This is a genomic window from Acinetobacter sp. 1424608, from assembly GCF_000588255.1.
Taxonomy (GTDB): Bacteria; Pseudomonadota; Gammaproteobacteria; order Pseudomonadales; family Moraxellaceae; genus Acinetobacter; species Acinetobacter nosocomialis.
The window spans coordinates 14231-28621 of the sequence record NZ_JFXL01000022.1 but is presented as its reverse complement, the minus strand read 5'-3'; the positions used below and the strand labels follow the sequence as shown (position 1 = coordinate 28621).

Here is a 14391-nt window from a genome sequence, read left to right as displayed (position 1 = left end):
CTTTGCATCTCCAAAAAAGAAAAAAGCCTAGATTTTAGGGGCTCGTGAGAGCCCTGATTTTTTTAAGGAGTGATGCCATGAATGCGATTCCAACTTTAACGCCCCTTGCCATGCCGTGTAACAGCAGTTTTGATGCAAAAGATTGGGAAATTTTATCGAGCCATTGGTATCCGGTAGCGCGTATTCAAGATGTCTCTACTGCGCCTCAACGAGTCACACTACTAGACGTCAATATGGCACTCTACAAAACAGAAAGTGGTGAAATTCATCTGGTCCGAGATATTTGTCCCCATCGTGGCGTGCCTTTAACCAAAGGTTGGGTTGATGGTGAGGAGATTGTGTGTCCTTATCACGGTCTACGTTACAACACCGAAGGGAAATGTACCCAAATACCAACTCAACCTGAGCTAACCAAAATTTCTGATCGTTTTTCTCTAACTAAATTTCCGGTTGTGCAAAGATACGGTCTCATTTGGACCAGTATTCATGGTCGTGATATTACTCAAGCCAATATTCCTGTATTAGATACTTGGGATGATGCAGAGCATCAAGCAATTTTGCCACCTTTTGTGGATATTGGTGGCTCTAGCGGTCGTCAGCTTGAAGGGTTTATCGATGTCGCTCATTTTGCATGGGTGCATCACAACGCCTTTGCGAATCGTGATAATCCCATCGTCCCTAAATATCACACTGAACGTACCAACTACGGCTTAAAAACGGTCTATATCAGCAATGTCAGTAATTATCCGCATGAGCTAAAACATCTCGAACCAGAAGGCTTTTTGTGGAAGCGTACTTTTGAGGTTTATCCGCCATTTTCTGCCGTGCTTACTGTCGATTTCCCAGAAAGTGGAGTCTTAAAAATTTTGAACACCTGTTGTCCTATCTCAAGTAATAAGACCCGTTTATTTGTTCCACTCACACGTAACTTTGACCAAACAGGTGATTTAGAAAAAGTATATGCATTTAATGCGCAAATTTTTGCCGAAGACCAAGACATGGTCGAATCACAAAAACCAGAAGAACTACCGCTCGATCTAATGATGGAAGCACATTTTGAAGCAGACCGTTCATCAACGACTTATCGACGGATTTTGGCTGAATGGGGACTAAGTAAACGTTATACCGTTTAAATCTTGGCTAACTGGGGTACAATCAATCGAAAAAAGTGAAAATATATAGGCTATCCATGTCATTGATCGCAAATACCACCGTTGTACGTGGTCGTTTTTTAGATATTCAACAAACTGTCTCTGAGCCAACTGATATTCCAAATCAAGTACGTTATTTGGAAGATGGTGTATTGATTAGTGAACATGGAAAGATCAAATGGTTTGGTGCATGGGAAGATGCTCAACAACATCTATCTGCTGGAGTTGAGGTTCAACATTATCCAGAACAATTGATTGTACCCGGCTTTATTGATACCCATATTCACTTCCCGCAAACCGAAATGGTGGGAGCTTACGGCGAGCAACTTTTAAGCTGGCTCAACACGTATACATTCCCAACCGAAATCCAGTTTCAAGACAAAACATATGCAAGTGAAATTGCCCAGTTCTTTGTTCAGGAACTCTTAAAACACGGTACAACCACGGCCCTCGTTTTCTGTACAGTTCATCCCGAATCTGTGGATGCCTTATTTGAAGCCGCAGAGCGCGTTCAGATGCGTTTAATTGCCGGTAAGGTACTCATGGACCGTAATGCCCCTGAAGCGCTGTGTGACACGCCAGAAACGGCTTACAGCGACACTAAAGCACTCATTGAAAAATGGCATGGTAAAGGCCGTGCTCTGTATGCGATTACGCCACGATTTGCACCGACTTCTACACCTGAACAGTTAGAAAAAGCAGGGCAGCTAAAACAAGAATTTCCAGATGTTTATGTCCATACGCATTTAAGTGAAAACAAAGATGAAATCGCTTGGGTGAAATCTTTATTTCCGGAACAAGCTGGCTATTTAGATGTTTATCAACACTATGACCTAACTGGTAAACGTTCTGTGTTTGCGCATTGTGTTCACTTAGAAGATGAAGAATGGCAATGTATGCATGATACACAATCGGCTATCGCATTTTGCCCAACTTCAAACCTGTTCTTAGGTAGTGGTTTATTCCCATTGAAAAAAACTTGGGAAAAGCAAGTCAAAGTAGGTTTGGGGACAGACATTGGTGCAGGTACTTCGTTTAGCTTACTGCAAACTGTTAACGAGGCTTATAAGGTTCAGCAATTACAAGGTGATAAACTTTCAGCTTATGAAGCGCTTTATCATGCAACCCTAGGCGGAGCAAAAGCACTCGATTTGCAGGATCAGTTAGGCAACTTCAACGTCGGTAAAGAAGCAGACTTTGTGGTACTCAACCTAAAGCCAACAGCATTACAGGAACTTCGCCAGTCTAAATCTAAGTCTGTTGAAGATTCGCTGTTTGCATTATTCACTTTAGGTGATGACCGTAATATTGAGGCGACTTATATTTATGGAAACCGTGCTTATCAAAAAGAAACAGCCAAATAAAAAAGGCATTGTTAAGTTTTTGTTATTATTTGGAATATGTGTTATTGCGTTAAAGCGTGATCGACATAATCCGCAAAATGATAAAATTTCACAGCCATCAAAGGGTGCATGAAACGTCATTTTGCTTTAAAATTTTACCATTAACTCAGATTTTCGAGGTGTTGCAGGTCAACACCTTTTTTATTTTTTCTTTTATATCTTGTAGGAATCTGCCATGACTGTTGCAATGAGCATCATGATTTCAACCGAAGAAATTCAAGCAAAAGTCAAAGAGCTCGGCGAGCAAATCAATTCTCATTATGCAAATAGTGACAAAGAATTGGTTCTGATTGGTCTACTTCGTGGTTCTGTTATTTTCATGGCAGACTTATGCCGTACCATTACCAAACCGCACGAACTCGATTTCATGACAGTGTCTAGTTACGGCGGCGGTACCACTTCAAGTCGAGACGTTAAAATCTTAAAAGATCTTGACGGTGAAATTCGTGGTAAAGATGTGCTGGTGGTTGAAGATATTATTGACTCTGGCAACACCTTAAGCAAAGTTGTGGAAATGTTGCAAACTCGCGAACCAAATTCGATTCAATTATGCACATTAGTGAGTAAACCATCACGCCGTGAAATTGATCTCGAAGTTAAGTTTTTAGGTTTTGAAGTTGAAGATCGGTTTATTGTAGGCTATGGCTTAGACTACGACCAGAAATATCGTCACTTGCCATTTATTGGTGAGATTGGTTTATAAATTTCATAAAAATGGCACCATAAGGTGCTATTTTTTTATATAACGTTTTAGCTTTGAACAAAAAAGACACAAAAAGTCGCAATCTGCTACAGACAAAACAGTTGGCTCTGTCGCACGATAGAATATGAAGCAAAATCATTAACTTCATCAAAAAAACAACTGGAGAACAAATATGTGGTCACTTATTGTTGCTATTGTGGTTGGTTTCTTCGCAGGCTTAATTGCACGTGCTTTACATCCTGGTGATGATAAAGCAGGTTTTATCGTTACTACTTTAATTGGTATCGCAGGTTCACTTTTAGCCACTTATGGTGGTCGTTTACTTGGTCTTTACGGAGAAAATTCAGCTGCGGGCTTTATCGCTTCCGTAATTGGTGCAGTCATCATTTTGTTTATTTACAACTTGATTGCACGAAAAAGCTAAACTTAAGTTCATTCATAAAAAAAGCACCTAATGGTGCTTTTTTTATTTACAGGCCTAGCTCTTTCCAAACTTCCTGAATTTCTTCAGCAGACCTTGCACCTACTAGTTTAAAACCGTTTGCAAAAATTAGGGTAGGAGTAGCATTAAAACCTAATTTTCTTCCAAGTTCCAAGTTCCGATCAATTGGGTTTGCGCAGCTCGCAACTGTTGGTTTTACACCTTGTTCAATCAGTTTCTTCCAAGAGTATGACTGGCTCGGTGCACACCAAACTTGTCTCGAAACCACAATAGACTGAGGTTTTAAAGGGTAAATAAACGTGTAAATTGTTACATCTTTAAGTTTATCAAGTTCAGGTTCAAGTTTTTTACAGTAAGGGCAATTCGGATCAGAAAATACAGCTAAAACATGCTGACCATTACCTTTGACCGTTTTAATGGCATCTTTTAAAGGTAATTGCTTCCAATCAATTGAGTTTTGTCCTAGAACTAAGTCTTTGGTTAAATTTTTCTGGTCCTTTAAGCGGATCATGGAGCCTACCAGCATATGCTGACCATCTTCCCCAAGATAAATGATTTGTTGATCGAGATTAGCGCTATATAACCCAGGCATTTCGGTTTTCTGAATATTGCTAATTTTTAAATTAGGATATTGTTTTTTAATATTTTCCCGAACTGTATCTACATTAGCGAAACTCAAACTTGTTGTTAGACTAAATAATGCCAATATTCCTAATTTTTTAAGCATAAAACCGACTCGAGGACAAGAGAGTAAACATTTTAGTCAGTTCCGTTAATGAAAACAGAACTGATTACCGAGATATAACCAAACTTCTACCCAGTTATGCTAATGTTTCACGTGGAACATAAATAGGTTTTAAAGTATTAATTTCTACCGATATATGCACGATTTCATCATGAATCGATAAAGCATGACGAATCTGGTCTGCATTCAAAGAAATATCATCAGTTTCTAGCGCTAAAATACAAGAAAATTTACCTTTTGCGACTTTCCAGACATGAATATCTGTAATTTCCACATGTTTCGGAAATTCAGCTATTACTTCCCGAATTTCTTCAACTACAGGATGGTCCATTTCAGCATCTAGAAGGGTTTTTCCTGTCTCTTTCATTAAACCAAAAGACCACTTTGCAACTAAAATAGCACCTAAAATTCCTAAAAGTGCATCTAAAAAATCCCATCCAAAATATTTACCTGCGAAAAGCGCTACAATTGCAAAAACAGAAGTCACTGCATCTGCAACTACATGTAAAAACGCAGCTTTTTGGTTTAAATCATGGTGATGATGCCCATGGCCATGCTCGTGATGGTGATGGTGATGGTGATGGTGATGGTGACCATCATCATGAAGTAACCAAGCACAAATCAAGTTAATAACTAAACCTAAAATTGCAATTGGAATAGCTTCATTATAAAAAATCTCAACTGGATTCAATAAACGTTGAAATGACTGAAAAGCCATAATAATAGCGACAACCATAAGCAAAATTGCACTGCTATAGCCGGCTAAAATCTCAATCTTCCACGTCCCAAAACTAAAACGATGGTCTTTTGAATAATGTTGAGCTGCGCGATATGCAAAATAGGCTAAACCGAGCGCCAACATATGTGAGCTCATATGCCAGCCGTCAGCCAAAAGTGCCATCGAGTTAAAAAACCACCCTCCAAATATCTCTAAAACCATCATGGAAGCCGTTAAAATGGTTGCAATCAAAATCCGTTTTTGTGCTAAGGGATTTCCTTCATCAAACTGATGTTGATGATGACGTGATACACTATGATCCTGCATAAAATTTAAATCCAATATACTCCCTACCAGTATATTAAATTCTACAAGAGAAAACAGATGAGTCACATTGGTCAGGATAAAAAAATTCTTAATCGTGTAAAACGGTTAAAAGGACAAATCAACAGCATTGAAAATGCGATAGAACAAGCAGAATCTTCATGTATCGACATTTTGCAGCAAGTTGCAGCCATAAAAGGTGCTATAAACGGTTTAATGAGTGAATTAATGGAACAGCACTTACATCATCATGTGCTTAAAGGTGCAGAAATCGATCAAAATGAGCTAGAAGAATTTTTAAAAGTTTTAAAAAGATATGGCTAAAAGAAAGTTCTGGATGACACAACAATACGTATCATCCAGATTATTTAAAATTATTTTCCAATGCAGAACGAACCGAAGATTTTGCCTAATAGATCATCGGCACTAAAGTCTCCAGTAATTTCACCTAAAGCATTTTGAGCAAGACGTAGTGATTCAGCAACAAGTTCACCAGCGTTAAATACAACAAGTTGCTCACGTGCCTCTGCCAAATAGAGCTGAGTGCGCTTCATTGCGTCTAAATGACGAGTTCTCGCAATAAATGTATCTTCCTCAGGGTGAAAGCCTGCATGCGCTGTAATCGCATCTACGAGGCCTTGTACACCCATCTCTTGTTTTGCTGAAACTGTAATATGACGGAATCCTTGATAATCACCTATTTCGGCAGATTGACCAGTTAAATCACATTTATTGCCGATTAACATGAGACGACGCGGTTCAATATGTTCAGCAAAGTATTCTTGAGCGAGTTGTAATGGGTCATCACCTTGATTTAAATCGTAGACCAATAACAGCAGATCGGCCTGCTCAATTTCTTTGATTGCACGGCGAATACCTTCTTTCTCGACCACATCTCCCGTTTCACGAAGACCTGCTGTATCAGTCAAGGTAATTGGTAAACCATTTAAGCTAATTTTTTCATGCAAAACATCACGAGTCGTACCAGCAATGTCCGTTACAATCGCTCGTTCTACACCAGCAAGCGCATTTAACAAGCTCGATTTACCCGCATTTGGTTTACCCGCAATCACAACCTGTAGACCTTCACGGAGTAATTGCCCTTGTCGTGCAGAAGTTTGAACGGCATGCACCGACTGTTGAACATCTTCCAGTAAAGCTAAAATTTTGCCATCAGCCAAAAAATCAATTTCTTCTTCTGGAAAATCAATCGCAGCTTCTACGTGCAAACGTAAATGAATCAGTTTTTCTAAAACTGTATTAATTTTTGTTGAAAATGCACCTTGCAGAGAACGAACTGCCGAACGAGCCGCAGCTTGAGAGGTGGCATCAATTAAATCGGCAATAGCTTCCGCTTGTACCAAATCCATTTTGCCATTTTCAAAAGCTCGCATGGAGAATTCCCCAGCTTTTGCAGCAATCGCACCCAGCTCGAATAGACGGCCAAGGAGAGCATTTTGAATGACTGGACCGCCGTGCCCCTGTAACTCGACAACATCTTCACCAGTAAACGAATGCGGATTTGGAAAGCATAGGACAATGCCTTCATCCATAATGCTTCCATCAGCATCATAAAACTTACGAAAACCTGCCATACGCGCTTCAGGCAAGTTTTTTTGTGTCAGTTTTTGAGCAATATCATAAGCCTTAGGTCCAGATAAGCGAATCACGCCCACTCCGCCACGCCCTGGTGGCGTTGCAATTGCAGCAATTGTGGTTTGACTTTGCATATTATTCACCTAAAAAACCTAAAATACAGCCAAAGAAAAATCCGCTTAAGATTACCATCTTAAGCGGATTGATTCAGCAAAAGTTCAACGATTAAGATGCTGATTCCGTCTTGTTTAGACGACTTTTCTCAACACTCTTGTTAATAAACCATTGCTGTAAAATGGTAATACTGTTGTTCACAATCCAGTACAACACTAGACCCGCAGGGAAGAACAACATAAATACCGTGAACATAATCGGCATAATGCGGAATACTTTCGCTTGCATTGGATCAGCTGGTTGCGGGTTCAACATTTGCTGAGCAAACATTGTCGCACCCATAATTAACGGCAAGATGAACCAAGGATCCATTGCAGATAAGTCTTGAATCCAGCCTAACCATGGTGCATGACGTAATTCCACACTTTCCATGAGTACCCAGTACAACGCAAGGAAAATTGGCATTTGTAGCAATAACGGCAAACAACCAGACAATGGGTTCACTTGTTCACGTTTATAAAGCGCCATCATTTCTTGCGAGAAGCGCATACGGTCTTCACCGAACTCTTCTTTCATGCGTTGCATTTCTGGTGCAATCACACGCATTTTCGCCATAGAACGATAACTTTTTGAAGATAAAGGCCATAAAATCATCTTCACCATAATGGTAAGTAAGATGATTGACCATCCCCAGTTGCCTACAATGCTATGGAAGAATTGAAGACCTAAGAACAATAACTTCGCAATTGGCCATAACCAACCATAGTCCACAGTCTGGTTCAGACCGACAGCTAAATCTTTTAATTCAGATTGTACTTTAGGACCTGAATAAAGCTTTGCATCTACTTCCATTGAAGTGCCAGCTGGAACATTAATTACTGGCGAAGTAAAGCCAATAATATTCATATGATCCGCAGACTGACGTGATTCAAGCTTAGCAACATAAGGCTGACCATTTGCTTGAGTCAGTTTAAGGTTTCCTGGAATCCAAGCACTTACAAAATAGTGCTGAACAATCGCAACCCACCCACCTTTAGCATCAGCATTTAATTTTTCTTCTGAGAAATTAGCAAACTTAAGCTTGTTATAGTGTGAATCAGGCGTACCCCAAGCTCCCCCTAAGAACGTCCCTAGAGTGAAAATACCTTGAGAAGACTTACCAGGATCCTCAGAGTTATCACGCTTTAACTGTCCAAACATCTGACCTTGCCAGTTTTGTTGGCTACGGTTAATCACTTGATGGCTTACAACAATCGGGTATTGACCTTGGGTAAAGGTGAAAGTTTTAATAATTTCAACGCCTTCTGGTGTTTTAAATACCATTGGTACGCTTAAAACTTTTTCAGACTGTCCCTTTTGATCCTGCACACCCTTAGCATCAGCCAAAGTATATGATGTTTTTTCAACCGCATATAACGGACGACCACCACGACTACTATCTGGTCCATTCAAACCAATTAAGCCAGACTGAGCAACATATGTACGCTTGGCATCATTTTCAAGCATAACAAAAGGTTGATTACTGTCTTTGCTTTTGTCGTGAGAGAGTAATTCAATACGAACAATATCACCACCTTTTGGATTAATCCAAAGATGATAAAGGTCAGTTTGTACTGAAATAAGCTGTTGATTCACAGGTGCTGTCGCATCTGTGGTTTGTGACTGCGCAATATTTGCTTGTGGCACATCGGAAGCCACTGTTGCAGTTTTAGCATTTGGCAAATCAGCAGATATTTCATGTGAACTTACAGCCGCCGCTTGTTGTTGCGGTGCAGTTGCAGCATTTCCATAATCTTTTTGCCAAGCCAAAATGAGCAAATATGCGGTGACAAACATGGCCCCGAGAATTGCAAACCTGGCCCATTGTTGCATATCTATTACCCCAAATGGTTAGAGAGATTTTGCTTCATTAAACGATCACGAAAGGGTACAGCAACATGATGCGTTTGAGAATCTATTTGATGAAACGAAATAAAACGAATTGCTTTTGGCGGTACCGGATCATATCCGGAGCCTCCCCATGGATGACAACTGCAAATACGTTTAGAAGATAGCCAAACGCCTTTGATTGCACCATGAGTTTGTAATGCTTCTATCGCATATTGGGAACAAGTTGGGATATAACGACAACGGGGTCCAAGAAGCGGACTAATCGCAATTTGATACAGTCGAATGAACCAACGCAAAATACGAACCATTGGTCATCTCTTAATTTTGCGAGGTTGGGACAACTTTAGAATGTTTTTTTGCCAAGCGTTGTAATTTTTGCCAAGCAAAATCTAATTGTTGATATAGCTCAGCGTTCGTAATCGTTTCTATACCAACTTTAGGCATTACAACAACATCTATGTCTAACCCAAATTTCGGCTGATTTAGACGAAAGCTCTCACGAGCAAGACGCTTTATTCGATTTCTTTCATGCGCACGGCGCACTTTTTTCTTAGCAACAACAATACCCAAACGGCTATTAGGCTGTTCGGTGAATTTTGCAAGAAATAAAAAATGGGGTTGATGCACTTTAAAAAGCGCACCATCAAATACACTTTTATAATCTGCAGCACAGCGTACACGACGATCTGTGCTAAAACTGTAAAGTGCCATCACACCCAAGTCTGGTCAGCGTAACAGTAATTAAACAGTTAAGCTATGACGACCTTTTGCACGACGACGAGCTAATACTTGACGACCAGCTTTAGTTGCCATACGAGCACGGAAACCATGAACGCGTTTACGCTTTAATTCAGATGGTTGGAAAGTACGTTTCATATCGAAACTCCCAAAAATGATCTTTCTATAAAGGTCCGCGATTTTATTGTGCAATGTTTACTCTGTCAATGATAAACAGAGAAAGTTTTGTATTTAAGTCAAATTTTTAGTTCTTCATCCTCTCTTTATATTAAGTCAATTTTTATCATTTAAAAGTTATACACAAAGTAATTGTTTATTTTTATTATGACTTTTAAGATATACACTTCTTATTTACATACTTATCAACAAACCTTGATGTGAAATGAGTTTGGATTTGGTATATTTGAATTTAAATTCATATTTTTTAGTTATCCACAATTGGGAGTGACCCTATTAAATAAATTCAAATTTTAAAATTTAAATTTATTCTTATTAGTGTGGACTTTTTCTGTGGATTCGATGGTTTTAAATTTAAAAAACATATATTTGAACTGTTGATAACTCTGTTTTTATTATCTTTATAGATTGTGGATAAGTTTATGTGATAATTTATCCACAGGATGTGCAAAAAGTTATACACAATTGGTTTTGAATTTAAATTTATTCACAAGAGATTTCTTTTTAGTCAAAATCAACCGAATTCGTCATGACAGATGTGGATAACTTGGGTAGAATGGCGACCCCTTCTCATCAGGAAGGGTTAATCTTTAAATGATTTGAATTTAAAACGCAGACATAGGGGATACACATGCTTTGGACAGACTGCTTAACTCGCTTGCGACAAGAGCTCTCTGATAACGTCTTTGCGATGTGGATTCGCCCTTTAGTAGCTGAAGAAGTAGAGGGTATCCTACGTCTATATGCCCCTAATCCTTATTGGACACGTTATATTCAAGAGAATCATTTAGAGTTAATATCTATATTGGCGGAACAATTGTCTGAGGGACGTGTACGTCAGGTTGAAATCTTGGTCGATTCGCGTCCTGGTAGTATTTTGTCTTCTAATGAACAACCAGCAACAACTACAGCTGCTTTACAAAGTGCACCAGTTTCACAACCTACTAAGGTTAAAAGAGAACCAGAACCTGTTGCTAACCCTGTAGTTAGTTCGAAAACTTCAAAAAAGAAACTATTAAACCCACAATTTACTTTTTCGCTATTTGTTGAAGGCCGTTCTAACCAAATGGCAGCGGAAACTTGTAGAAAAGTATTAACACAATTAGGTGCTTCTCAACATAACCCTTTGTTTTTATATGGTCCAACGGGTCTTGGTAAAACTCACTTAATGCAAGCGGTTGGTAATGCTTTACTGCAAGCTAAGCCGAATGCGAGAGTCATGTATATGACTTCGGAAAGTTTTGTACAAGATTTTGTGAGTTCATTACAAAAAGGAAAGGTTGAAGAGTTTAAGAAAAATTGTCGTTCTTTAGATTTGTTATTAGTGGATGATATTCACCTTTTGGCTGGTAAAGAAGCTAGTCTTGTTGAATTCTTTTATACATTTAACGCCTTACTTGATGAATCTAAACAAATTATTTTAACGTCTGATCGATATCCTAAAGAATTAACAGAACTTGATCCACGATTGGTTTCTCGTTTTTCATGGGGACTATCAGTAGGTGTTGAGCCACCAGATATTGAAACCCGAATCGAAATTCTACTTAAAAAAGCTGAGAATAGTGGCGTTGATTTGCCTAGAAACTGCGCATTATTTATTGCACAACAAGTGGTAGCAAACGTACGTGAACTTGAAGGTGCTCTTAATAAAGTTGTCGCAATTTCACGTTTTAAAGGTGCTCCAATCGACCTTGATGTTGTGCGAGAGTCTTTAAAAGATGTATTGGCAATCCGTGCTCGTACAATCAGTGTGGAAAATATCCAACGTGTAGTGAGTGAATATTTCCGTATTCCTCTAAAAGAACTGGTAGGTCCAAAACGGACACGAATTTATGCTCGACCACGCCAATTGGCAATGGGGCTTGCCCGTGAGTTGACTGGTGATAGTTTTCCGGAAATTGGAATGGCTTTTGGTGGGCGAGACCATAGTACCGTGATGCATGCTTGTGAAAAAGTGGTCAGTTTGCGGGAAGAAGATCCTATCTTTGACGAAGATTATAAGAATTTACTACGTCTTCTTCAGAGTTAATGAAATCATAAGACGTTGTTGCAAAGTCTCCATAAGTGCAGCATAGTACACAGCTAAAAAATGAAATGTTTGCTCCAAGTTGCTAGAGGAATGAATCGTGCGTTTGAAAATCGCTAAAGAAAGTTTACTCAATGTTTTATCGCATGTTGTCGGTGCGGTAGAACGTCGTCATACCTTGAATATTCTTTCAAACGTCAAAATTCAGACTAATGGTCAAGCGCTCACCATTACTGGTTCGGATTTAGAAGTTGAACTGGTGGCGAGCACTGCTTTATCAGAAGGGGCGTGTCTTGAAGCAGGTGAAACGACTGTTCCTGCTCGTAAGTTAATGGACATTTGTAAATCTTTGCCTACCGCTGCATTGATTGATTTACAAATTACTGAAGATCAAAGATGTATTTTAAAGTCTGGTAATAGCCGTTTTGTATTAGGTACTTTACCAGCAGAAGATTACCCGTTGTTAAATACTGAAAATAGCCAAGGTACGCAAGTACAGGTGACTCAACGTAAACTAAAGCGTTTATTTGAAAAAACTGCTTTTGCAATGGCTGTACAAGATGTACGTTTTTATTTAACTGGTACTTTGTTAGAAATTGATGAAAATCAATTGCGTGCAGTCACAACTGATGGCCACCGTCTTGCCCTATGTGAAATTTTGGCCTCTTCTAGTTCGTCTCAATTAGTACAAGCAATTGTGCCTCGTAAAGCTGTTGGTGAACTACAACGCTTACTTAGTATTGAAGATGAGCAACTCACTTTGCTTATTGGTCGTGAATTATTAAATGTAACGATTAATACGCCAAGCCGTGATAAAGAACAAAGTGATATTACAGTTCGTTTTACGACAAAATTGATTGATGGGAAATTCCCAGACTACCGCCGTGTGATTCCACGTGGTGGCGATAAACATGTTTTGATTGGTCATGACGTATTTAAACAATCATTACAACGTGTCGCAATTTTAAGTAATGAGAAATTACGTGGTGTGTTCTTAAACTTTAATCAGGATTCTTTACAGCTTCGTGCAAATAACCCTGAACAAGATGAAGCGATTGAGGATTTAGCAATCCAATATCAAAATACGCCATTAGAAATGTCATTTAATGCTCAATATTTACTTGATGTGTTGGGTGTATTAGATGGCGATGATGTAAATATGAGCATGACTGAAGCGAACCAGTCAGTATTAGTACAAGATCCTGCTCATCCTGACCAGACTTATGTTGTTATGCCGATGCGTGTCTAAACTGGTTTAATTCTATGCATCTTACGCGCTTAAACATAGAACGCGTGCGTAATTTAAAAACGGTTGCACTCCATGGTTTGCAACCGTTTAATGTTTTTTATGGCGCTAACGGTTCGGGTAAAACATCAATTTTGGAAGCGATCCATTTACTTGCAACAGGTCGCTCATTCCGCACACATATCCCAAAAAACTATATTCAATATGAGGCTGACGACGCGATTGTGTTTGCTCAGTCAGCAACTGAAAAAATTGGTATGCAGAAACTCGCTTCTGGCGAGCAGTTGATGAAAGTGAATGGAGATACAGTGGCAACCCAAGGTCAACTCGCCAAATTACTCCCTTTACAACATATTGATCCACAAAGTACAGATATTATTGACCATGGTGCTAAGCCAAGACGTCAGCTTTTAGATTGGCTAATGTTCCACGTGGAACCTGAGTTTTATTTTGCTTGGCAGTATTACTCTCGAGCTTTAAAACAGCGAAATACCTTACTCAAAACAAGACGCAATCTTTCTTTGGCTGACTTAGAGCCGTGGAACAAAATGTTGAGTGATTATGGTGAAATTTTACACTCACAGCGTTTAAGTATCGTAGAACAATGGAATGTATATTTCCAAAATGATTTAAGACAGTTACTGCCTGATTTAGAGATTGAGCTGGAATATAGCCCCGGTTTTCATACAGAGCAGGGGCTCATGCAAGACTTGCTGAATCAGCATCAAAAAGACATTGAAAGACGTTATACAGAGTATGGTCCACATCGGGCAGATTTGCGCTTAAAAACACCTTTTGGACACGCCGATGATGTTTTATCAAGAGGTCAGAAAAAACTCCTGATTATTGCCTTAAAACTGTCACAAATTGCAATGTTGCATGCGAGTAATAAGGAAACTGTGGTATTATTAGATGATCTGACAGCAGAATTAGACTTAACCGCACAACAACGTTTAATTGAACGATTAAGCCAACTTGGTAGCCAGGTTTTTATGACAACTTTAGATCATGCATCGGTAAAAAAACATTTACATGATCTGTCTATTTCATATCAATTATTCAGTGTTGAATCCGGTCAAGTTAGTCTTGCTTCACCATAATTTTTTGATGTTAACCAT

General features: G+C 39.1%; 15 protein-coding genes. 8 read left to right on the top strand and 7 right to left on the bottom strand.

Annotated features, from left to right (window positions below; translation table 11 throughout):
* The first annotated feature begins 77 nt into the window (after window positions 1–77).
* The 4 genes from J678_RS20250 (at window position 78) to J678_RS20230 (ending at window position 3681) form a co-directional block, all read left to right on the top strand.
* On the top strand, window positions 78–1133 hold the full coding sequence (locus J678_RS20250; RefSeq protein WP_031956370.1) for an aromatic ring-hydroxylating oxygenase subunit alpha: 1056 nt from the start codon (window positions 78–80) through the stop codon (window positions 1131–1133).
* A gap of 56 nt (window positions 1134–1189) precedes the next feature.
* Window positions 1190–2515 carry a guanine deaminase gene (guaD, locus tag J678_RS20245; RefSeq protein ID WP_006582385.1) on the top strand — a complete coding sequence of 442 codons (1326 nt, stop codon included), beginning with the start codon at window positions 1190–1192 and terminating at the stop codon, window positions 2513–2515.
* A 214-nt stretch (window positions 2516–2729) separates the two neighbouring features.
* Window positions 2730–3257 (top strand): hypoxanthine phosphoribosyltransferase, encoded by a 528-nt coding sequence (gene hpt / locus J678_RS20235; RefSeq protein WP_002051884.1) that lies wholly within the window; start codon window positions 2730–2732, stop codon window positions 3255–3257.
* A 172-nt stretch (window positions 3258–3429) separates the two neighbouring features.
* Entirely contained in the window at window positions 3430–3681 is a 252-nt protein-coding gene (locus J678_RS20230) for a GlsB/YeaQ/YmgE family stress response membrane protein (RefSeq protein ID WP_000269732.1), read from the top strand.
* Between the two features lie 46 nt (window positions 3682–3727).
* Here the strand turns inward: J678_RS20230 and J678_RS20225 are convergent, their stop codons facing one another.
* Window positions 3728–4426 carry a DsbC family protein gene (locus tag J678_RS20225; RefSeq protein ID WP_004884261.1) on the bottom strand — a complete coding sequence of 233 codons (699 nt, stop codon included), beginning with the start codon at window positions 4424–4426 and terminating at the stop codon, window positions 3728–3730.
* 94 nt (window positions 4427–4520) lie between these two features.
* Window positions 4521–5504: a CDF family Co(II)/Ni(II) efflux transporter DmeF gene (dmeF, locus tag J678_RS20220; RefSeq protein WP_068791456.1), complete on the bottom strand. Its 984-nt coding sequence runs from the start codon at window positions 5502–5504 to the stop codon at window positions 4521–4523.
* Between the two features lie 42 nt (window positions 5505–5546).
* Here dmeF and J678_RS20215 point away from each other — a divergent pair, with 42 nt between their 5' ends.
* The gene (locus J678_RS20215) at window positions 5547–5810 is read left to right on the top strand and encodes a metal/formaldehyde-sensitive transcriptional repressor (RefSeq protein ID WP_002051959.1); all 264 of its coding nucleotides are present in this window, start codon (window positions 5547–5549) and stop codon (window positions 5808–5810) included.
* 50 nt (window positions 5811–5860) lie between these two features.
* Here J678_RS20215 and mnmE read toward each other — a convergent pair whose 3' ends face one another.
* From mnmE to rpmH, 5 genes are all read right to left on the bottom strand, one after another.
* A complete protein-coding gene (gene mnmE / locus J678_RS20210; protein WP_006582388.1) occupies window positions 5861–7216 on the bottom strand; it encodes a tRNA uridine-5-carboxymethylaminomethyl(34) synthesis GTPase MnmE in 1356 nt (451 codons plus the stop codon).
* A gap of 91 nt (window positions 7217–7307) precedes the next feature.
* Window positions 7308–9068 (bottom strand): membrane protein insertase YidC, encoded by a 1761-nt coding sequence (gene yidC, locus J678_RS20205; protein ID WP_004711270.1) that lies wholly within the window; start codon window positions 9066–9068, stop codon window positions 7308–7310.
* Between the two features lie 5 nt (window positions 9069–9073).
* Entirely contained in the window at window positions 9074–9394 is a 321-nt protein-coding gene (gene yidD, locus J678_RS20200; protein WP_006582389.1) for a membrane protein insertion efficiency factor YidD, read from the bottom strand.
* 10 nt (window positions 9395–9404) lie between these two features.
* On the bottom strand, window positions 9405–9797 hold the full coding sequence (gene rnpA, locus J678_RS20195) for a ribonuclease P protein component (protein WP_004706196.1): 393 nt from the start codon (window positions 9795–9797) through the stop codon (window positions 9405–9407).
* A 30-nt stretch (window positions 9798–9827) separates the two neighbouring features.
* Entirely contained in the window at window positions 9828–9962 is a 135-nt protein-coding gene (gene rpmH, locus J678_RS20190; protein ID WP_000831329.1) for a 50S ribosomal protein L34, read from the bottom strand.
* Window positions 9963–10632: 670 nt separating this feature from the next.
* Here rpmH and dnaA point away from each other — a divergent pair.
* The 3 genes from dnaA to recF all read left to right on the top strand — a co-directional run bounded on the left by dnaA (window position 10633) and on the right by recF (window position 14373).
* Window positions 10633–12030, top strand: a complete 1398-nt coding sequence (gene dnaA, locus J678_RS20185; RefSeq protein ID WP_006582390.1) for a chromosomal replication initiator protein DnaA — start codon at window positions 10633–10635, stop codon at window positions 12028–12030.
* A 97-nt stretch (window positions 12031–12127) separates the two neighbouring features.
* Window positions 12128–13276 (top strand): DNA polymerase III subunit beta, encoded by a 1149-nt coding sequence (dnaN, locus tag J678_RS20180; RefSeq protein WP_031956368.1) that lies wholly within the window; start codon window positions 12128–12130, stop codon window positions 13274–13276.
* A 14-nt stretch (window positions 13277–13290) separates the two neighbouring features.
* Entirely contained in the window at window positions 13291–14373 is a 1083-nt protein-coding gene (gene recF, locus J678_RS20175) for a DNA replication/repair protein RecF (protein WP_004711272.1), read from the top strand.
* The last annotated feature ends 18 nt before the right edge of the window (window positions 14374–14391 follow it).

What these genes read in the sequence shown, in the direction of transcription:
- J678_RS20225 (WP_004884261.1), bottom strand. Translation starts at nt 4,426, where the DNA reads ATGCTTAAAAAATTAGGAATATTGGCATTATTTAGTCTAACAACAAGT.
- recF (WP_004711272.1), top strand. Translation starts at nt 13,291, where the DNA reads ATGCATCTTACGCGCTTAAACATAGAACGCGTGCGTAATTTAAAAACG.
- hpt (WP_002051884.1), top strand. Translation starts at nt 2,730, where the DNA reads ATGACTGTTGCAATGAGCATCATGATTTCAACCGAAGAAATTCAAGCA.
- guaD (WP_006582385.1), top strand. Translation starts at nt 1,190, where the DNA reads ATGTCATTGATCGCAAATACCACCGTTGTACGTGGTCGTTTTTTAGAT.
- yidD (WP_006582389.1), bottom strand. Translation starts at nt 9,394, where the DNA reads ATGGTTCGTATTTTGCGTTGGTTCATTCGACTGTATCAAATTGCGATT.
- mnmE (WP_006582388.1), bottom strand. Translation starts at nt 7,216, where the DNA reads ATGCAAAGTCAAACCACAATTGCTGCAATTGCAACGCCACCAGGGCGT.
- rpmH (WP_000831329.1), bottom strand. Translation starts at nt 9,962, where the DNA reads ATGAAACGTACTTTCCAACCATCTGAATTAAAGCGTAAACGCGTTCAT.
- rnpA (WP_004706196.1), bottom strand. Translation starts at nt 9,797, where the DNA reads ATGGCACTTTACAGTTTTAGCACAGATCGTCGTGTACGCTGTGCTGCA.
- J678_RS20230 (WP_000269732.1), top strand. Translation starts at nt 3,430, where the DNA reads ATGTGGTCACTTATTGTTGCTATTGTGGTTGGTTTCTTCGCAGGCTTA.
- dnaA (WP_006582390.1), top strand. Translation starts at nt 10,633, where the DNA reads ATGCTTTGGACAGACTGCTTAACTCGCTTGCGACAAGAGCTCTCTGAT.
- yidC (WP_004711270.1), bottom strand. Translation starts at nt 9,068, where the DNA reads ATGCAACAATGGGCCAGGTTTGCAATTCTCGGGGCCATGTTTGTCACC.
- J678_RS20215 (WP_002051959.1), top strand. Translation starts at nt 5,547, where the DNA reads ATGAGTCACATTGGTCAGGATAAAAAAATTCTTAATCGTGTAAAACGG.
- J678_RS20250 (WP_031956370.1), top strand. Translation starts at nt 78, where the DNA reads ATGAATGCGATTCCAACTTTAACGCCCCTTGCCATGCCGTGTAACAGC.